At 69.1% G+C, this 18,525-nt stretch carries 18 protein-coding genes; 8 read left to right on the forward strand and 10 right to left on the reverse strand.

What is annotated here, in order from left to right:
* Positions 1 to 14: 14 nt before the first annotated feature.
* Entirely contained in the window at positions 15 to 494 is a 480-nt protein-coding gene (locus tag ACFWV2_RS00265; RefSeq protein WP_384399359.1) for an NUDIX domain-containing protein, read from the forward strand.
* An 8-nt stretch (positions 495 to 502) separates the two neighbouring features.
* Here the strand turns inward: ACFWV2_RS00265 and ACFWV2_RS00270 are convergent, their stop codons facing one another.
* Positions 503 to 1,672: a globin domain-containing protein gene (locus ACFWV2_RS00270; RefSeq protein WP_384399362.1), complete on the reverse strand. Its 1,170-nt coding sequence runs from the start codon at positions 1,670 to 1,672 to the stop codon at positions 503 to 505.
* Between the two features lie 105 nt (positions 1,673 to 1,777).
* Positions 1,778 to 2,431: an HAD family hydrolase gene (locus ACFWV2_RS00275; protein ID WP_384400298.1), complete on the reverse strand. Its 654-nt coding sequence runs from the start codon at positions 2,429 to 2,431 to the stop codon at positions 1,778 to 1,780.
* Between the two features lie 100 nt (positions 2,432 to 2,531).
* Between ACFWV2_RS00275 and ACFWV2_RS00280 the strand changes: the two genes are divergently transcribed.
* The 3 genes from ACFWV2_RS00280 to ACFWV2_RS00290 all read left to right on the forward strand — a co-directional run bounded on the left by ACFWV2_RS00280 (position 2,532) and on the right by ACFWV2_RS00290 (position 4,499).
* Positions 2,532 to 3,395, forward strand: a complete 864-nt coding sequence (locus tag ACFWV2_RS00280) for a GNAT family N-acetyltransferase (RefSeq protein WP_384399364.1) — start codon at positions 2,532 to 2,534, stop codon at positions 3,393 to 3,395.
* Positions 3,396 to 3,515: 120 nt separating this feature from the next.
* A complete protein-coding gene (locus ACFWV2_RS00285) occupies positions 3,516 to 3,974 on the forward strand; it encodes a MarR family winged helix-turn-helix transcriptional regulator (protein ID WP_384399367.1) in 459 nt (152 codons plus the stop codon).
* Between the two features lie 72 nt (positions 3,975 to 4,046).
* The gene (locus ACFWV2_RS00290; protein ID WP_384399370.1) at positions 4,047 to 4,499 is read left to right on the forward strand and encodes a GNAT family N-acetyltransferase; all 453 of its coding nucleotides are present in this window, start codon (positions 4,047 to 4,049) and stop codon (positions 4,497 to 4,499) included.
* A gap of 65 nt (positions 4,500 to 4,564) precedes the next feature.
* Here the strand turns inward: ACFWV2_RS00290 and ACFWV2_RS00295 are convergent, their stop codons facing one another.
* Both ACFWV2_RS00295 and dnaB read right to left on the reverse strand, forming a co-directional pair.
* Entirely contained in the window at positions 4,565 to 5,947 is a 1,383-nt protein-coding gene (locus ACFWV2_RS00295) for a serine hydrolase domain-containing protein (RefSeq protein ID WP_384399373.1), read from the reverse strand.
* Between the two features lie 61 nt (positions 5,948 to 6,008).
* Complete coding sequence (dnaB, locus tag ACFWV2_RS00300) at positions 6,009 to 7,490, reverse strand: replicative DNA helicase (protein ID WP_384399376.1); 1,482 nt, start codon at positions 7,488 to 7,490, stop codon at positions 6,009 to 6,011.
* Between the two features lie 424 nt (positions 7,491 to 7,914).
* Here dnaB and ACFWV2_RS00305 point away from each other — a divergent pair, with 424 nt between their 5' ends.
* Positions 7,915 to 9,252, forward strand: a complete 1,338-nt coding sequence (locus ACFWV2_RS00305; protein WP_384399378.1) for an MATE family efflux transporter — start codon at positions 7,915 to 7,917, stop codon at positions 9,250 to 9,252.
* Between the two features lie 143 nt (positions 9,253 to 9,395).
* Here the strand turns inward: ACFWV2_RS00305 and rplI are convergent, their stop codons facing one another.
* From rplI to rpsF, 4 genes are all read right to left on the reverse strand, one after another.
* Positions 9,396 to 9,842 (reverse strand): 50S ribosomal protein L9, encoded by a 447-nt coding sequence (rplI, locus tag ACFWV2_RS00310; RefSeq protein ID WP_384399381.1) that lies wholly within the window; start codon positions 9,840 to 9,842, stop codon positions 9,396 to 9,398.
* An 18-nt stretch (positions 9,843 to 9,860) separates the two neighbouring features.
* Positions 9,861 to 10,097 (reverse strand): 30S ribosomal protein S18, encoded by a 237-nt coding sequence (gene rpsR / locus ACFWV2_RS00315; protein WP_005315025.1) that lies wholly within the window; start codon positions 10,095 to 10,097, stop codon positions 9,861 to 9,863.
* A gap of 56 nt (positions 10,098 to 10,153) precedes the next feature.
* Positions 10,154 to 10,747 (reverse strand): single-stranded DNA-binding protein, encoded by a 594-nt coding sequence (locus ACFWV2_RS00320; RefSeq protein ID WP_384399383.1) that lies wholly within the window; start codon positions 10,745 to 10,747, stop codon positions 10,154 to 10,156.
* Between the two features lie 74 nt (positions 10,748 to 10,821).
* Positions 10,822 to 11,112, reverse strand: a complete 291-nt coding sequence (gene rpsF, locus ACFWV2_RS00325) for a 30S ribosomal protein S6 (protein WP_015034882.1) — start codon at positions 11,110 to 11,112, stop codon at positions 10,822 to 10,824.
* 282 nt (positions 11,113 to 11,394) lie between these two features.
* Here rpsF and ACFWV2_RS00330 point away from each other — a divergent pair, with 282 nt between their 5' ends.
* From ACFWV2_RS00330 to ACFWV2_RS00340, 3 genes are all read left to right on the forward strand, one after another.
* Positions 11,395 to 11,709 (forward strand): hypothetical protein, encoded by a 315-nt coding sequence (locus ACFWV2_RS00330; protein ID WP_384399386.1) that lies wholly within the window; start codon positions 11,395 to 11,397, stop codon positions 11,707 to 11,709.
* Positions 11,710 to 11,823: 114 nt separating this feature from the next.
* Entirely contained in the window at positions 11,824 to 12,942 is a 1,119-nt protein-coding gene (locus ACFWV2_RS00335; RefSeq protein ID WP_384399389.1) for a lipid II:glycine glycyltransferase FemX, read from the forward strand.
* Positions 12,943 to 13,024: 82 nt separating this feature from the next.
* Positions 13,025 to 14,056 carry an alanine racemase gene (locus tag ACFWV2_RS00340; protein WP_073811701.1) on the forward strand — a complete coding sequence of 344 codons (1,032 nt, stop codon included), beginning with the start codon at positions 13,025 to 13,027 and terminating at the stop codon, positions 14,054 to 14,056.
* Between the two features lie 15 nt (positions 14,057 to 14,071).
* Here the strand turns inward: ACFWV2_RS00340 and ACFWV2_RS00345 are convergent, their stop codons facing one another.
* Entirely contained in the window at positions 14,072 to 15,586 is a 1,515-nt protein-coding gene (locus ACFWV2_RS00345) for a glycosyltransferase family 87 protein (RefSeq protein ID WP_384399392.1), read from the reverse strand.
* 115 nt (positions 15,587 to 15,701) lie between these two features.
* Complete coding sequence (locus ACFWV2_RS00350; RefSeq protein WP_384399395.1) at positions 15,702 to 18,467, reverse strand: transglycosylase domain-containing protein; 2,766 nt, start codon at positions 18,465 to 18,467, stop codon at positions 15,702 to 15,704.
* Positions 18,468 to 18,525 lie beyond the last annotated feature (58 nt).

The raw sequence follows: 18,525 nt of genomic DNA on the forward strand, positions 1-18,525 counted from the left end.
GCCATTTTCTTCCCATGAACGAACGGCCCGTGATCAAACGCACCGCACGCGCCATCCTGCTCGACGGGGACGACCTCATCCTCATCAAGCGCACCAAGCCGGGGATGGATCCCTACTGGCTCACGCCCGGTGGCGGCGTTGAACCCTCCGACACCACCGTCGTCGAAGCCCTGCACCGCGAGGTCCACGAGGAACTGGGCGCCAAGATCACCGACGTGGTGCCCTGCTTCGTCGACACCGTCGAGCACATCGTCGACGGCGGGGTCTCCGGGGTGAAGGTCCAGCACTTCTTCGTGTGCCGGCTCGACTCCATGGATCCCTCGCTGCGCCACGGCCCCGAGATGGAGGAACCGGTCGGCGAGTACGAGATCGTCCGGGTGCCCTTCAGCCGGGTCGGCATCGCCGCCGTGCACCTCGTGCCGCTCTCCCTGCGCCACTACCTCGACGGCAACATCGAGGGCGTCCGCGCGATGCACGCCCCCGACCTCGGCTGACCGGAACCCTACGCCGGGGTGAGTTCCGCGAGGAAGTCATGGCGGATGCGCTCCACGGGAATCCCCGCTCCCCGGAGCGCGTCCACTCCGCGACGGACCATGCCGAGCGGACCCGAGAGGTAGGCGTCGCGCCCGCTCCAGGGGCCGTAGCGGCAGACGGCCTCCGGAAGCCGCCCCTGCTCCTCCGTGACCGGGTGGACGGAGAGCCACGGAAAGGTCTTCTGGAGCCGCATCATCGTGTCGATGTCGTACAGGTCGTGACCGCTGCGCGCCCCGTAGAAGACGTCGACCGGCCGCCGGTCCCCGTGCTCCGCCACGTCCTCCACCAGGGCCTTGATCGGCGCGATCCCGGTGCCCCCGCCCACACAGAGCAGGCCGGTGTCGGTGGCGTGGTCGACCGTCATCGAGCCGGCCGGCGGGCCCAGACGCAGCACGTCCCCGGGGCGTGCCCGGTGGACCAGCGCGTTGGACACCCAGCCGGCCGGGACCGCTTTGACGTGAAGGGAGAGCAGTCCGTCGGGCCGGGGCGCCGACGCGAAGGAGTAGTGGCGCCAGATCCGGGGCCACCACGGGGTCTCCAGCGTCGTGTACTGCCCCGCGAGGAAGGGGTACGGCTGGTCGGGCCGGAGCGTGACGACGGCGATGTCCGGGGTCCGCAGCTCATGGGAGACCACCTCGGCATGCCACCAGGCGGGCGCCGCCACCTCGTCCTCCGCGGCCGCGTCGATCATGATCTGGGAGATCGTCGTGTACGTACGGACCCATGCCGCCTCGGTCTCCCCGTCCCAGCTCGTCGACGCGTACCTGGCGAGCGCTCCGATGAGAGCCTCGCCCACGGCCGGGTAGTGGATGGACCGGGTGCCGTACTTGCGGTGCCCGCGGCCGAGGTTCTCCAGGTACGCCGTGAGCGCGGGGGTGTCGTCCATGCGCTCCGCCGCGGTGAGGAGAGCCTTCAGAAGCCGGTCCCGCTGGGTGTCCATCGCCACGGGGAACATCTCGCGCAGCTCGGGGTTCCTGATGAAGAGCAGGGCGTAGAAGTACGAGGTCACCCGGTCGGCGACCGGGGCGATCTCCTCCAGGGTGCGCCGTACGAGTACCGCGTCGGCGGAGGGCTCGCCGGATATTCGGGGTTCGTCCGTGTCCTCCGTTACCTTCGTGGTGGTCGGAGCATCCATCATGTGCCTCGCCTCGCGCTGGACGGCTTCCGTGATCGCAGCATGCCCGTTCCCTCCGGCCCGTCGGACGGAAAGCGGTGTTCTGGGTCCAAAGGGCCTGGTTTCTGGCTAGGCTGCGCTGTTCTGAACCAGAGCGTAGGCCTCGCGCAGATCACCGCCGTCGTAGCTGTGGCGGGAGAGCCCTGCGAGATGGTGATCCGCGTTCACGGCCACGGTCTCCGGCACGATCGCGAAGAGTTTCGCGTCGGACATCGAATCTCCATAAGCGACGCAGTCAAACGGGTCCACCCCGAACTCCTCACAGAGGCGGCCCGCGATCCGCACTTTGGCCCTCGCGTCGAGGATGCTCGGCCGGTGGATCGGCTCGGTGAAGGGGATGGTCGGCCAGCGCGAGCCGTGTGCCGCGTCGGCACCCCAGTCGAGGAGCCGCTCGACGAAGAAGTCGGGGGAGAGGGAGATGACCGCACAGCGGTCGCCCCGATCCCGGATGTCGGCCCAGACCTCACGGATGCCCATCAGCCAGGGTGCCTCCTCGAACGCGGCCGCGACCTGGTCCTCGGTGAGTGCGGCCCACAGCTCACGGGCCCTGACGGCGAACTCGTCCGGTGTCAGGCCCCGCAGGAAGCCCTCTTCCAGCGCAGCGATCTCGTCGCCCACCCCCAGTTGCCGGGAGATCTCCACCGCTGCGGCCGACCCCCGGATCAGGGTGCCGTCGAGGTCGAAGAGGTGCAGTCGCTGTCTACGCGGTTTCACGTGAAACATCGTCCTCATGTCGCGGGGTGGAAATCAACGCCTCCTCGGGTATCGGCCAGATCCGGTAAAGAGGTGGACGGAAGATCGCCGGGTCGGACAGCCTGACGGCATGCCGATCTCCCCCTCCGCCCTCGCGCAGCTCCCCATCCGGCACCTCACCTCGGGCGACCTCTCCGCCTGCGCCGACCTCGCTGAGAACCGGGGCTGGCATCGTGAGGAACACAAATGGGGACTGCTGCTCACCGCCGGTACCGGCTACGGCATCGACGCCCCCTCCGGAGCCGGGCTGATCGCCTGCTCCGTCGTCACGCCGTACGGCCCGGAGCTCGCCGCGATCGGCATGGTCCTCGTCGCCGAGCGGTACGCCCGCCGAGGGGTGGGACGCCGGCTCATGGAACACGTCGTCGCGGAAGCCGGGACAACGCCCCTCACCCTGCATGCCACCGCGAACGGCCAGCCCTTGTACGAGCAGCTGGGCTTCACCGAGACGAGCCGGGCGGAGATGGTGCTGGGACGGTTCACCTTCACCACGCCCGCCCCGGCCGTCCCGGTGCGCCCTGCGACGGCGGAGGACCTCCGGGCGATCCTGCGACTGGACCACGAGGTCTTCGGCCTCGACCGTACCCACATCATCACCAGGCTTCCCGCGTTCGCGGACCACCTCCGGGTCGCGGAGCAGGACGGCGAGATCACGGGCTTCGCCGCCGCCTGGCCCAATATGGACACCCATGTCGTCGGACCGCTCATCGCCCGGGACTCCGAGACGGCCAAGGCCCTGATCGCCTCACTGGCGGCCGCCACCGACCGGCCGCTGCGCACGGACATCGACGTCCGCCACACAGCACTGCTGAGCTGGATGAAGGAGAACGGCGTCGACTCGATCGCCTCGAACGCGGTGATGGTCCGTTCCCTTCCCGACCTCCCCGGTGACTGGCGCCGCCGCTTCGCTCCCCTGACCGTCGCCGCCGGGTAGCCCTGCCCGCGACCCTTGCGGGCCCGGGCGATATTTACTTGCACGCGCGCATTATTGCGTTCCATCGTCTACCCTGGGTCACGAGCCACTCCGGTGCCGAGGCGAGACCGAGGAGAGACCATGACCGCGACGGACCCCGCCCTCACCGCCCTCTCCCAGCGCTGGTGCGCGCTCTCCCTGCTGCACGGCAGGATCGAGTCCCACATCGAGCGCGCCCTGGAGAGCCGGCACGGTCTGAGCGTGCGGGAGTACTCGCTGCTCGACGTGCTCAGCCGCCAGCACAGCGGCCCCGGTGGCCACCTCCAGATGAAGCAGGTCGCCGACGCGGTCGTGCTCAGCCAGAGCGCCACCACACGGCTCGTCACCCGGCTCGAAGACCGCGGACTGCTCACCCGGTACCTCTGCGCCACCGACCGGCGCGGCATCTACACCGATGTCACCGAAGCCGGTCTGAAGCTTTTGGAAGAGGCCCGCCCCACCAACGACAGCGCGCTCCGCGAAGCCTTGGACGAAGCCGCGAAGAACCCGGAACTGGCCCCTCTGGTCCAGGTCGTGGAGGGCGTGGGCGTTCCTGCCTGACGCGAGTCGGCAGTCAGGGACGGAACATGGGCATGAGCGGCATCGACAACGGACCGGCGTACGCTGCGGGCCATGAGCGATCTTGAGATACGTCCCGCTGCGGCGGCGGACGTCGAAGCCATCGTCGCGATGCTCGCGGACGACCCTCTGGGCGCCCAGCGCGAATCGCCGGACGACCTCGGCCCGTACCTCGCCGCCTTCGAGCGTCTGGCGGACGACCCCCACCAGCACCTCGTCGTGGCCGTCCGCGCGGACAAGGTCGTCGGCACCCTCCAGTTGACGATCATCCCCGGGCTCTCCCGCCGGGGCGCCGTGCGCTCCCTCATCGAAGCCGTCCGCGTCCACGCCGACGAGCGGGGTGGCGGCCTGGGAACCCAGCTCATCGAGTGGGCCGTCGAGGAGTCCCGGCACCAGGGCTGTCAGCTCGTCCAGCTGACCTCCGACGCCACGCGCACCGACGCCCACCGCTTCTACCAGCGCCTGGGCTTCGACGCCTCGCACGTGGGCTTCAAGAAGAGCCTCTGAGACGGAGCGAGCGGGCCGGGGCACAGGCCCCGGCCCGCCGTTTCACGTGAAACACCGCACGACGCTCAGAGACCGCGCCACCCTGCCTCGTCCACCCCGCCCGGCACGGCGTCCGCAGGCGTGTACGGCTCCCGCGTGAAGACGAACGAGCCGAGGTCGAGGTGGCTGACGCTGCCGTCGGCCCGCCTGACCGCCCGGAGCATCTCCCCCGCGTAGTAGCCGTCCAGCCCGACCCAACCTCCCTCGGGCAGCGCCCTGAAGCGCGCGCGCCGCCCGGCTCCTCGCAGAGGTTCGAGCACCACTCCCCGCTCGGAACCGAGCCGCAGTCCGTAGGCGTACGTGCCCCAGTACCAGGGGCCCGTGAGAGCGAGAAGGTCCTCGTCGACCTCGGCCTCCGGAAGGGGGCGCCACGTCTCCGGGAACCTCGGCTCCGCCTCTGCCACGATCCGCACCAGATCGGCGGCCACAGCCGCCGTCAGCGGCCCTGAGGTGGCATTGGCAAGGGCGATCGCCGCAAGCCCGTCCTCCACGCTCACCCACAGGGCGGCGACGAAGCCGGGGAGGGATCCGGTGTGACCGATCAAGGTCCGGCCGTCCTTGCGCAGCAGTTGAAGACCGAGCCCGTAGCCCCCCTCCCACTCCCCCTCACCGGCCGGGGAGGCGGGCGCCCTCATCTCCTCCACGGAAGCCGCCGCGAGCACCCGCTCGTCACCCGCCGCGAGGAACGCGGCGAACCGGGCGAGGTCCGCCGCCGTCGACCAGAGCACCCCCGCCGGCGCCATCAGCCCCAGGGACTCGGCCGGCTCCGGCAGCATCACATCGGCCCAGGGGTGCACCGCCCAACCGCCCGCGTGCGGGGCGACGGGATCGACGGTCGTACGGCCCATACCCAGAGGCTCCAGGACCTCGCGCCGCAGGGCCTCTTCCCAGGACACCCCCCGCACGGCCTCGACCAGCGAACCGAGCAGCGTGTAGCCGGGGTTGGAGTAGTGGTGCCGTCGCCCCGGCGTCGAGAGGAACGGCTGATCCCCCAGGACGTCCGAGAGCTCCGGCCGCAGCGCGGCGGACGAACGCTCCCACCACGGCCCGGGGGTCTCGGCCGCGAGTCCACCGCTGTGCCCGAGCAGTTGAGCGACCGTCACCTCCCCCACGCCCGTGCCCTTGAGGTGCCGCTCCAGCGGATCGTCAAGTCCGAGGAGCCCCTCGTCGCGCAGTCGCATCACCAGCACCGCGGTGAATACCTTGGTCAGGGAGCCGATCCTGAACTGCGTGTCACTGTCCGGAGCGTGCCCGTCCACACAACTGCGCGCCCCGCTCCAGACCAGCGCCCCGTCCCGGACCACCGCCCCCACGAAGGACGGTGCCCGCCCCTCGGACTGAGCGACGGCGACCCGATGCAGCAGAGCCCGCTCGGTACCGGGCAGCAAGGCTTCGAAAGATGTCGTCATGGCCCCCATCCAACGCGACGCCCCTCCCCGAAGCTCCCCGGTTTGTCGGCGGACACGAACGTCAGGTCTGGGCCATGTCCACGAAGCGGGAGTAGTGGCCCTGGAAGGCCACCGTGATCGTGGCCGTCGGGCCGTTACGGTGCTTGCCCACGATGATGTCCGCCTCGCCCGCGCGGGGAGACTCCTTCTCGTAGGCGTCCTCGCGGTGGAGCAGGATCACCATGTCCGCGTCCTGCTCGATGGAGCCGGACTCGCGGAGGTCGGAGACCATCGGCTTCTTGTCGGTGCGCTGTTCGGGGCCACGGTTCAGCTGCGAGAGCGCGATCACGGGCAGTTCCAGCTCCTTGGCGAGGAGCTTCAGGTTTCGCGACATGTCGGAGACCTCTTGCTGTCGGCTCTCCTGCCGCTTCGATCCGCCCGACTGCATGAGCTGCAGATAGTCGATGATGACGAGCTTGAGGCCGTTGCGCTGCTTGAGCCGGCGGCACTTCGCCCTGATCTCCATCATCGACAGGTTCGGGGAGTCGTCGATGTAGAGCGGCGCCTGCGAGACGTCCGGCATCCGACGGGCGAGACGGGTCCAGTCCTCGTCGGTCATCGTGCCGGAGCGCATGTGGTGCAGTGCTACCCGGGCCTCGGCCGAGAGCAGACGCATCGCGATCTCGTTGCGGCCCATTTCGAGCGAGAAGATGACGCTGGGCAGGTTGTGCTTGATGGACGCGGCCCGGGCGAAGTCCAAGGCGAGGGTCGACTTACCCATGGCGGGACGGGCCGCGATGATGATCATCTGGCCGGGATGCAGGCCGTTCGTGAGCGAGTCGAGGTCGCTGAAGCCGGTGGGCACACCGGTCATCTCGCCGCTGCGGGAGCCGATCGCCTCGATCTCGTCGAGCGCCCCCTCCATGATGTCGCCGAGCGGCAGATAGTCCTCGGTGGTGCGCTGCTCGGTGACCGCGTAGATCTCGGCCTGGGCCGAGTTCACGATCTCGTCGACGTCCCCGTCGGCCGCGTATCCCATCTGCGTGATCTTGGTGCCTGCCTCCACGAGGCGGCGCAGGACGGCCCGCTCGTGGACGATCTCCGCGTAGTACGAGGCGTTGGCCGCGGTCGGTACCGACTGGACCAGGGTGTGGAGGTAGGAGGCGCCGCCGACACGGGTGATCTCGCCGCGTTTGGTGAGCTCGGCGCCGACGGTGATGGGGTCGGCCGGCTCACCCTTGGCGTAGAGGTCGAGAATCGCGGCGTAGACGGTCTCGTGGGCGGGTTTGTAGAAGTCGTTGCCCTTGATGATCTCCACGACGTCCGCGATGGCGTCCTTGGAGAGCAGCATGCCGCCCAGGACGGACTGCTCGGCGTCGAGGTCCTGCGGGGGAACACGCTCGAAGCCGGACAGCCCGCCGTCCCACGGGCCGTCGCCGCCCCGCTCGTGCTGGTCGTCACGCCCTCTGCCGCGGCCACGCCCTTCGCCGCGGGAACGGGCGGGCAGCCGGTCACTGGGTCCGCTGTCGGCCCAGGGGTCGTCCAAGGGCTCGGTAACGCTCACCAAGCCACCTCCTCCCGTCCGCTCCGCGGACCTCGCCATGCCACTCTTTCCTACGCCACGGCCTTGATCAAAGAGTGGCTTCGCGACCGCTTTTGGCGCGTCGGGCGCCGGTCCACGGTAGGCCCGCGAGGGGCGTCAGCCAATCTGGTTATCCACAGGCCCTGTGGGTGAAGGGCCAGATGCTGTGGAGAACTCGCCGGAACCTGTGCACGCAGCGGGGGACAGCCATGTGGACAAACTCATAGGACTTGCCGCCCCACGCTCCTGACCTGGTCTTTTTCGATCCACGGGCTGTGGGGGAGAAAAACTTTTCCCACCGGACCAAGATCAGAACAAACAACCCACTTCCGAAGCCCGCCAGCCTCCGCAAGTAAGGACTACTTGCCCATTGCATCTCTTACCTGTGGAAGATTAGATTGACCTCATGACCCAGGCCCCCGCGACCTCCAAGGCCATCCGCCGCCAGCACGACCGCGAGATCTTCTCCCTCGCCCTGCCGGCCTTCGGTGCTCTGGTCGCCGAGCCGCTGTTCCTCATGGTCGACAGCGCCGTCGTCGGCCATCTCGGAACCCCGCAACTGGCGGGCCTCGCGATCGCCGCGGCACTGCTGTCCACCGCCGTCAGCGTCTTCGTCTTCCTCGCCTATGCCACCACAGCCGCCGTCGCCCGCCGGGTCGGAGCCGGAGACCTCCAAGCCGCCATCCGGCAGGGCATGGACGGCATCTGGCTCGCCCTGCTCCTCGGCGCCGCCGTCGTCGCCCTGACCCTGCCCGGCGCCCCTTGGCTCGTCGACGTCTTCGGGGCCTCCGACACCGCGACCCCCTACGCCGTCACCTACCTCCGGATCTCCAGCCTCGGGATCCCCGCGATGCTGGTGGTCCTGGCCGCCACCGGCGTCCTGCGCGGCCTCCAGAACACCCGTACACCGCTCTACGTGGCCATCGCCGGCTTCACGGCGAACGCCGCCCTCAACGTCGGCCTGGTCTACGGTGCCGACCTCGGCATCGCGGGCTCCGCCTGGGGCACGGTCATCGCCCAGTGCGGCATGGCCGCCGCCTACCTCGTCGTGGTCGTCCGCGGTGCCCGCCGCCATGGAGCCTCCCTCCGCCCCGACCTGGCCGGTATCCGCGCCTCTGCCCAGGCCGGCGCTCCGCTCCTCATCCGTACGCTCTCGCTGCGCGCGGTCCTGCTGATCGCCACGGCCGTCGCTGCCCGCCTCGGTGACGCGGAGGTCGCGGCCCATCAGATCATCCTGTCCCTGTGGAGCCTGACGGCCTTCGCCCTCGACGCGATCGCCATCGCGGGCCAGGCCATCATCGGCCGTTATCTCGGCGCGGACGATGCCGAGGGCGCCCGTCAGGTCTGCCGCCGTATGGTCCAGTGGGGCGTGGCCTCCGGCGTGGTGCTGGGTGTTCTGATCATCGCGTCCCGCCCCCTGTTCATTCCTCTCTTCACCGGCGACACCACGGTCCAGGACACCTTGCTTCCCGCTCTGCTCGTGGTCGCGCTCTCCCAGCCGATCTCCGGCGTCGTCTTCGTTCTCGACGGAGTCCTCATGGGTGCGGGGGACGGGACCTATCTGGCCTGGGCCATGCTGCTGACCCTCGCCGTCTTCGCCCCGGTCGCCCTGGTGATCCCGACGCTCGGCGGCGGGCTGACGGCACTGTGGGGGGCGATGACGCTGATGATGGCGGTCCGGATGGCGACGCTCTGGCTGCGTTCACGCTCCGGGCGCTGGATCGTCACCGGCGCCACCCGGTGAGGCACGTTTCACGTGAAACACGGTGTTTCACGTGAAACGCCGTGCTTCCCGCGCTCATCCCGCTTCTCCGAGAAGGCGGAAGGGCCGCACCCCGAGGGGTGCGGCCCTTCCTCACTGCTGAGCGCAGACTGCCAAGGGCAGCGTTACGCGGCGACGACCTCGACGCCGAGCTTCGCGGCAACCTCGGGGTGCAGACGCACGGACACCTGGTGCGAGCCCAGGGTCTTGATCGGCGAGCCGAGCTCGACGCGACGCTTGTCGACGTCGGGGCCACCCGCGGACTTGATCGCCGAGGCGATGTCGGCCGGGGTCACGGAGCCGAAGAGGCGGCCGGCGTCGCCGGAGCGAACGGCCAGGCGCACCTTCGTGCCCTCGAGCTTGGCCTTGATCTCGTTGGCCTGCTCGATGGTCGCGATCTCGTGGATCTTGCGGGCGCGGCGGATCTGCGCCACGTCCTGCTCGCCACCCTTGGTCCAGCGGATCGCGAAACCACGCGGGACCAGGTAGTTGCGAGCGTAGCCGTCCTTGACGTCGACGACGTCGCCAGCGGCACCGAGGCCAGAGACCTCGTGGGTGAGGATGATCTTCATTTTCCGGTCACCCTTCCCTTATCGCGCGGTGGACGTGTAGGGCAGCAGCGCCATCTCACGGCTGTTCTTGACGGCCGTGGCGACGTCACGCTGGTGCTGCGTGCAGTTGCCGGTCACGCGGCGGGCACGGATCTTGCCACGGTCGGAAATGAACTTCCGCAGCATGTTCGTGTCCTTGTAGTCCACGTACGCGGTCTTGTCCTTGCAGAACGCGCAGACCTTCTTCTTAGGCTTGCGCACAGGCGGCTTCGCCATGGTGTTTCTCCTGTGTGATCAAGAAGTGGGGGTACGAGCTGCTTCGAGGGCGTGCCCTAGAAGGGAGGCTCGTCCGAGTAGCCGCCGCCGGAGTTTCCACCCCAGCTGCCTCCGCCGCCCTGCTGACCGCCGGAAGCGCCGGAAGAGGAAGGACCGCCGGTCGCCCACGGGTCGTCGGCGGGAGCACCGCCACCGCCCTGCTGGCCACCGCCGGAGTTTCCACCCCAGCTGCCTCCGCCGCCCTGCGGGGCGCCACCGCCGCCGAACCCACCCTGGCCGCTACGACCGGCGGTCTTGGTGACCTTGGCCGTGGCGTTCTTGAGGCTGGGGCCGACTTCCTCGACATCCAGCTCGTAGACCGTGCGCTTGACGCCCTCACGGTCCTCATAGGACCGCTGCTTCAGCCGGCCCTGCACGACGACGCGCATGCCTCGCTGAAGCGACTCGGCGACGTTCTCCGCCGCCTGACGCCAGACCGAGCAGGTGAGGAACAGGCTGTCGCCGTCCTTCCACTCATTGGTCTGACGGTCGAAGGTGCGGGGGGTGGACGCGATACGGAACTTCGCGACCGCCGCACCGGACGGGGTGAAGCGCAGCTCGGGGTCGTCGACAAGATTGCCGACGACCGTGATGACGGTCTCGCCTGCCATGGGGGAACCTCTCGGCGGGATTGCTTCTGGCTGCTTTGCTGCTACTCGGACCCGATGACCACTGAGCTAGAAGCTCAGTGGGTCTCGGGACGGAGGACCTTGGTCCGGAGGACCGACTCGTTCAGGTTGAGCTGTCGGTCGAGCTCCTTGACGACCGCAGGCTCGGCCTGCAGGTCGATGACCGAGTAGATGCCCTCGGGCTTCTTCTTGATCTCGTAGGCCAGACGACGACGGCCCCAGGTGTCGACCTTCTCGACCTTTCCGTTGCCCTCACGGACGACAGAAAGGAAGTTCTCGATCAGCGGGGAGACAGCGCGCTCCTCGAGATCGGGGTCGAGGATGACCATCACTTCGTAGTGACGCATGTGGAACCCACCTCCTTTGGACTCAGCGGCCACGGTCGTTCCGTGGCAGGAGGGTCGTGATGCGTAGACAACGGTATCCGCCACCACTGACAGTCCCCTCGCGAGCGAGGGACACCGTCGGATCCACGAGGGACCTGGGCAGACACCGGTGCAGACCGTACAGCGTACCCGGACAACCCCCTCCGGTTGAAATTCACTGGTGAGGGGACGCAATCTGGACACATCGGATGTCGGCGGCGCTACGATGCGCCGCCTTCCGGCAGACACGCCAGGAGGTGCTCCATGGCACAGACAATGCGACCCGACCCGGGCCACTCCCTCTTCGCGACCGACGGCAAACCCCATCCGCTCCAGGACACCCTGGTCGCCGTGACCCTGGTGCTGGGCGTCCTCGCCTTCGTCACCGCGCAGTTCCACCACCTGCATCTGCTGAGCTCCTGGTCGGGCCTGATCGGCATCCTGACCGGCGCCTACGGACAGTTCATCTCCGTGACGACACGCGAGCGCTTCGCCCTGATCGTGGGACTCGGCGCGGCAGCCGTGGGCTTCTTCCTCGGCATGGCCCACGGCGGCCTTTTCGGAGGCATCGCCGGCTAGCCCGGCACGTCAGGGCACACATGCCCATACGGGGCGCTCCCCGGTCACAGTAGGCTTCGGCGCGAGAGCCGGAGCCCCTGACCGATGGGGACACACCTGCGAGGAGCGCCCCGCATGAGCCTGACCCTGAGGACCATCAGCCGTGAGCAGCATCTGGCATTCATCCAGAGCCAGCCCTCGGCAAGCCACTGCCAGGTCCCCGCATGGGCTGATGTGAAGACCGAATGGCGCTCGGAGAACCTCGGTTGGTTCGACAAGGACGGCCAGCTCGTCGGCGCCGGTCTGGTGCTCTACCGCCAGCTGCCGAAGATCAAGCGCTACCTCGCATATCTGCCCGAGGGCCCGGTCATCAACTGGTACGCGCCCAACCTGGACGACTGGCTGCAGCCGATGCTGGCGCATCTCAAGCATCAGGGCGCCTTCTCGGTGAAGATGGGCCCGCCGGTCGTCATCCGCCGCTGGGACTCGGCCGCCATCAAGTCCGGCATCCAGGACCCGGACGTGAAGCGGCTCAAGGACGTCCAGGCCACGCATGTCGAACCGCGTGCCTTCGAAGTCGCGGACCGGCTGCGGAAGATGGGCTGGCAGCAAGGCGAGGACGGCGGCGCCGGCTTCGGCGACGTGCAGCCCCGCTACGTCTTCCAGGTCCCGCTCGCGAACCGCTCGCTCGACGACGTCCTCAAGGGCTTCAACCAGCTGTGGCGCCGCAACATCAAGAAGGCCGAGAAGGCCGGCGTCGAGGTCGTCCAGGGCGGCTACGAGGACCTGGCCGAGTGGCAGCGGCTGTACGAGATCACGGCCGTCCGCGACCACTTCCGGCCGCGCCCGCTCTCGTACTTCCAGCGCATGTGGACCGTCCTCAACAACGAGGACCCCAACCGCATGCGGCTCTACTTCGCGCGCCACGACGGTGTGAACCTCTCCGCTGCCACGATGCTCGTCGTCGGGGGGCACGTCTGGTACTCCTACGGCGCCTCCGACAACATCGGCCGTGAGGTCCGGCCCTCGAACGCGATGCAGTGGCGGATGCTGCGCGACGCCTACGCGATGGGCGCGACCGTCTACGACCTGCGCGGCATCTCCGACTCGCTCGACGAGACCGACCACCTCTTCGGGCTCATCCAGTTCAAGGTGGGCACGGGCGGCGAGGCCGTGGAGTACGTCGGAGAGTGGGACTTCCCGCTGAACAAGCTGCTGCACAAGGCGCTCGACATCTACATGTCGCGCCGCTGACCCGTGTGGCGTCACTGACCTTTCCGTAATCTCGTACATACCTTTGATACACCGCTGCCATCAGAAAGGTTCCGGGCCGGCCATGGCGCTCTCCCTCTACGTCGACACCGCTCGCTGGCGCGCGCACCAGAAGAACGTCATCGACCAGTTCCCCGGTGTCATCCCGGTCTGCAAGGGCAACGGATACGGCTTCGGGCACGAGCGCCTCGCCGACGAGGCGGCCCGGTTCGGGGCCGACATGCTCGCCGTGGGCACCACGTACGAGGCCGCGAGGATCAAGGACTGGTTCAGCGGCGACCTGCTGGTCCTCACCCCCTTCCGCCGGGGTGAGGAACCGGTTCCGCTGCCCGACCGGGTCATCCGCTCGGTGTCCTCCGTGGACGGCGTCCACGCCCTGGTGGGGGCCCGGGTCGTCATCGAGTGCATGAGCTCGATGAAGCGGCACGGCGTCCGCGAGGAGGAGCTCCAGCAGCTCCACGCCGCCATCGAGGACGTACGCCTCGAGGGCTTCGCGCTGCACCTGCCCCTCGACCGCCCCGACGGCACCGACGCCGTGGAGGAGGTCATCGGCTGGATGGACCGGCTGCGGGCCGCCCGGCTGCCGCTGCACACCATGTTCGTCAGCCACCTGCGGGCCGAGGAGCAGGCCCGGCTGCAGCAGCAGTTCCCCCAGACCCGCTTCCGCGCCCGGATCGGCACCCGGCTGTGGCTGGGCGACCACGAGGCAACGGAGTACCGGGGCGCGGTCCTCGACGTGACCCGGGTCGCCAAGGGCGACCGCTTCGGCTACCGCCAGCAGAAGGCGGCGTCGGACGGCTGGCTCGTCGTCGTCGCGGGCGGTACCTCGCACGGCGTCGGTCTGGAGGCCCCCAAGGCGATGCACGGCGTCATGCCGCGCGCCAAGGGCGTCGCCCGCGCCGGCCTCGCCACCGTCAACCGCAACCTGTCGCCCTTCGTCTGGGCGGGGAAGCAGCGCTGGTTCGCCGAACCGCCGCACATGCAGGTGTCGATCCTGTTCGTGCCCGCCGACGCGCAGGAGCCCCGGGTCGGCGACGAGCTCGTGGCGCATCTGCGCCACACCACGACCCAGTTCGACCGGATCGTGGAGCGCTGACCCGGCCGGTCCCGCTCACCCCCGGGAGGCCTGCTCCCCGGGGGTTCCCCACTCCACCCGCGGCCCGACCTCCATGGTCTGGGCCGCGTGCCGGGCCGGACGCGCCGCCCTGCCCGCCACGACGACGTCCTCCGCGCCGTCCAGGACGCCGCCCGAGGGGTCGTCGGCGCCGTCCTGCCGGACGGGGTCCTTCTCGGGCCTCAGGATGTCGCGTACGACCATCACGCACAGGTAGAGCGTGCCGGCCAGGTGCAGGACGATCGCGAACTGGTAGCCGTCGACCGGCAGTCCCTGCTTGTTGCCGCTGGTCGTGAACGCCAGGTACATCCAGACGGCCGCGAAGTACATGACCTCGCACGCCTGCCAGATCAGGAAGTCGCGCCAGCGCGGGCGGGCGAGGGCCGCCAGCGGGACAAGCCACAGGACGTACTGCGGCGAGTAGACCTTGTTGGTCAGCACGAACGCGGCGACGATCAGGAAGGCCAGCTGGACGAAGCGGGGCCTGCGCGGGGCCGTGAACGCCAGGTAGGCGAGACCGGCCACCGCCGCCAGCATCAGCAGCAGCGCGTACAGGTTGGCCCGCTCGGGCGGGATCGAGACGCCTGTCCGCTGGCCGACCAGCAGCCACACGGAACCGAAGTCGACGTTCCGCTGGCGGCTGAAGACGTAGAACTGTTTCCAGCCCTCGGGCGCCAGCAGCATCACCGGCAGGTTCACCACCAGCCACGCGCCGCCCGCGCCGAGCACCGCCGCCCCGTACTCCCGCCACTTCCCGGCCCGCCAGCAGAGCAGCAGCAGCGGACAGAGCAGCAGGACCGGGTAGAGCTTGGACGCGGTGGCCAGGCCGAGCAGGATGCCGAAGGCCAGCGGCCGCCCGCGCGACCACATCAGGACCGCGGCGGCGGTCAGCGCGACGGCCAGTATGTCCCAGTTGATCGTGGCGGTGAGGGCGATCGAGGGCGCCAGGGCGACGAGGAGACCGTCCCAGGGGCGCAGGCGGTGCGTCCGTGCCACACAGACCGCGAGGACGGCCGCGCAGACCATCAGCAGACCGGCGTTGGCCAGCCAGTACGCCCGCTCCTGCTGCATCGTGTCGCCGCCGCCCGGCGTCAGCCAGGCCGCGACCTCCATGAAAAGGCCCGTCAGGACCGGGTACTCCAGGAACGGTATGTCGCCGCCCAGCCGGTCGAAGTACGGCACCAGACCGTCCGCGAAGCCGCGCCCCGAGAAGAGGTGCGGAATGTCCGAGTAGCAGGCGTGGGTGTACTGGGAGGTCGTGCCGCGGAACCAGGCCCAGTTGTAGCAGGGCAGCTTCTGCACCATGCCGAGCGCGAACATGCCGATGGCCACGAGGGCGATCACCCGCACCGGCGTCAGCTGTCCGGTGCCGGTCGCCGCCCGACGGCCGTAGGGGCCACCGATCAGCTCACTGCCCGCGGCGGCCACCTTGTCCCGGTGGGTGGGGATGACCGTCGGCGAGCGGCCCTGCGACCGGTCCTGCGGCGCGCTCGTCTTCTGGAGGCTCGGCATGGGGGACATCCTGCCGTACGTCTCCGGGAAAACGGCGAGGGCCGCCGCGGCCGGCCCGTACGGGAAGGTACGGAGCGGTCGCGGCGGCCCTCGGGGACTGCCCCGGCGGGAGGGATCAGGGGATCCAGGTCCCGTCCTCGGGTTTGCCGTTCCCGTTGCCGTTGCCGTCGTCGTCCGTCGGTGTGCCGGTCGGCGTCGGTGTGCCGGTGGTGGGCGGCGTGGTGGAGGGCTGCCCGGTGTTGCCGCCGGGGTCACCCGGTTCCTGGGTGTTGTCGCAGTTCCAGCCCCAGACGTCGCAGGTCGTCTTGCCCGGCTTCGGCGTCTTGGTGGTCGGCGGGGGAGTCGTCGACGGCGTGGTCGGGGGAGTCGTCGTCGGAGTCGGACTCGGCGTCGTCTCGGTCGGTGTCGGCGTGGGCGTCGGGGTCGGCGTAGGGCTCGTGGCGCCGCCGCCGAAGACGGGCTCGGCGTTCTCCAGCTTCTCCGGCTTGGGGAAGCTGACCTTCGGATCGTCGGCGACGGCCTCGGTCATGTAGTCGTTCCAGATCCGCGAGGGGAACGACGAGCCGTGGATCTGCGGCTGGTCACCCGTGCCGTACATCTCCTGGAACTCGCGCTTCTCCTGCGTCTCGTCGTCGCTGAAGCGGTACATGTCGATCGCGGTCGACAGCTGCGCGGTGTATCCCACGAACCAGGCCGACTTGTTGCCGTCGGTCGTACCCGTCTTGCCGGCCACGTGACGGCCCGGGATCGCGGCCTTCCGGCCGGTGCCCTTCGGGTCCTCCACGACGTCCCGGAGGACATCGGTGACGTTGCTCGCGATGGCCGGGCTGAAGGCCGGCTCGGCCTTCCCCTCGTGCTGCTTGATGACGAGGCCGTCCTTCTTCACGGTCTCCACCGAGTAGGGGTCGTTCTGCTGCCCCTTGTTGGCGAAGGTCGCGTAGGCACCGGCCATGCGGATGGCGCTCGGGCTGGAGATACCGAGGGAGAAGGAGGGCACCTCTCCCTGGACGAGCGACTCGGGGCGCAGGCCCGCCTTCACGGCGGCCTCGCGGACCTTGTCGATGCCGACGTCCATGCCGAGCTGCACGTACGGCGAGTTGGCCGAACGGATCATGGCCTCGCGCAGGGTCATGTTGCCGTAGCTGGCGTCGTCGTCATTGGTCTGGCGCCACTCCTCGCCCTTCTCGTCGTGCCAGACCTCGCCGTTGTACTTCCGGACCGTCAGGCCGTTCTTTCCGGAGTAGCGGCTCTTGTCCGGGTCCACGATGGTGCGGGTGGACGCGTCCTGGACCGGATCCAGGTCCCTGTCCCGGACACCGTCCTTCATCGCGGCGGCGAGCACGAAGGGCTTGAAGGTCGATCCGACCTGGGCGCCGGTGTTGTCGGCGTTGCTGTTGAAGTGCTTGGTCGCGTCGACGCCGCCGTAGATCGCGACGATCTTCCCGGTCGCCGTGTCGACGGACGCGCCGCCGAACTGGACGTTCGTGTCCGTCTTGGGGCGCTTCTTCGGGTCGATGTACTCCTTCAGGATCTTCGAGACCGAGTCCTCGAGCGCATCCACCTTCTTCTTCTCGAAGGTGGTGTAGATCTCGTAGCCGCCGCGCTCCAGGTCCTGCTCGGTGATACCGAACTGGGCCTTGATGTTCGCCTTGGCGGTGCTGACCAGGTAGCCGATCTGCCCGCTCAGGTTGGCGCTCTTCTTCGGCTTCTCCACCTTGGGGAAGGTCTGGTACTTCGCGCGCTCCGCGGCCGGGAGGTGCCCGTCCTTCTCCATCTCGTCGAGGATCCACTTCCACCGCTTGGTGGCCCGCTCGGTGTTCTTCTGGGCAGTGGCCTCGGTGTCGATCTCGGGGTAGCCGGCGGGGTCGTAGTACGTCGCGCCCTTCAGCACCGCGGCGAGGAGCGCCGACTGGCTGGGGTCGAGGTCCGCCGCGTCCTTGTTGAAGTAGGCACGGGCCGCCGCCTGGACGCCGTACGCGCCGCGTCCGTAGTACGCGGTGTTCAGGTAACCGGCCATGATCTTGTCTTTGGTGACCGTGTCGCCGACCTTCATCGAGATGAAGAGTTCCTTCACCTTCCGGCTGAGGGTCTGGGACTGGTCGTCGAGCCGGTTGTTCTTCACGTACTGCTGGGTGATGGTCGAACCACCCTGGGTCTCGCCGCCCTTGGCCATGTTCCACACGGCGCGGCCGATGCCCATGGGGTCGACACCGGAGTCGGTCCAGAAGGTCTTGTTCTCCGCGGAGATCACCGCGTTCTGCATGGACTTCGGGATCTTCTCGAACGGGACCATCTGGCGGTTCGTGCCGCTGCCCGTCGCGACCATACGGGTCTTGTCGGCCCAGTAGTAGATGTTGTTCTGCGAGGTCGCGGTCAGGGCCTCGTCGGGCACCTCCACCCGCGAGTACGCGAGGGCGGCCGCGCCCATCAGACTCGCCATGAAGAACAGGAACGTACCCGTCACGAGCTTCCACGACGGCATCCAGCGACGCCATCCGTACTTTCCGTGACGGGGGTAGTCGATCATCCGCTTCTTGCCCGGCGGAGTGCCGCCGGGGCCACGCCCCGGGCCACTGCCACGGCCGCCACCGCCGCCACGCCGTCCGCCACCGGAACCACCCGGGCCTCCGGGGCCGGTGTCGGCCCCCCTCCGACGGCTGCCGCGCTGCGCGGCCCTACGGGCCTCCGCGCGGCCCCCGTAAGGACGCTGCTCCTCTCCATGGGAGGAAGCAGGCCCGTACGAGGCCGAAGGGGCCCCCGTACCGAACTCCTGGACCGGGGCCGGCCTGCGGCCCACCGGCTGCTGGGCAGCGCGCCGTGCCGCCGCGCGACCGCCCGTCGGCGGCTGCTGCGGCGGCATTTTGCGACGATGCTCGCTCATCGAACGACTACTCCTCGGGCAGGCACATACGCCTGGAAGCGGCAGTTGAGTTCCGGTC

Source organism: Streptomyces sp. NPDC058671, assembly GCF_042716475.1.
GTDB lineage: Bacteria > Actinomycetota > Actinomycetes > Streptomycetales > Streptomycetaceae > Streptomyces.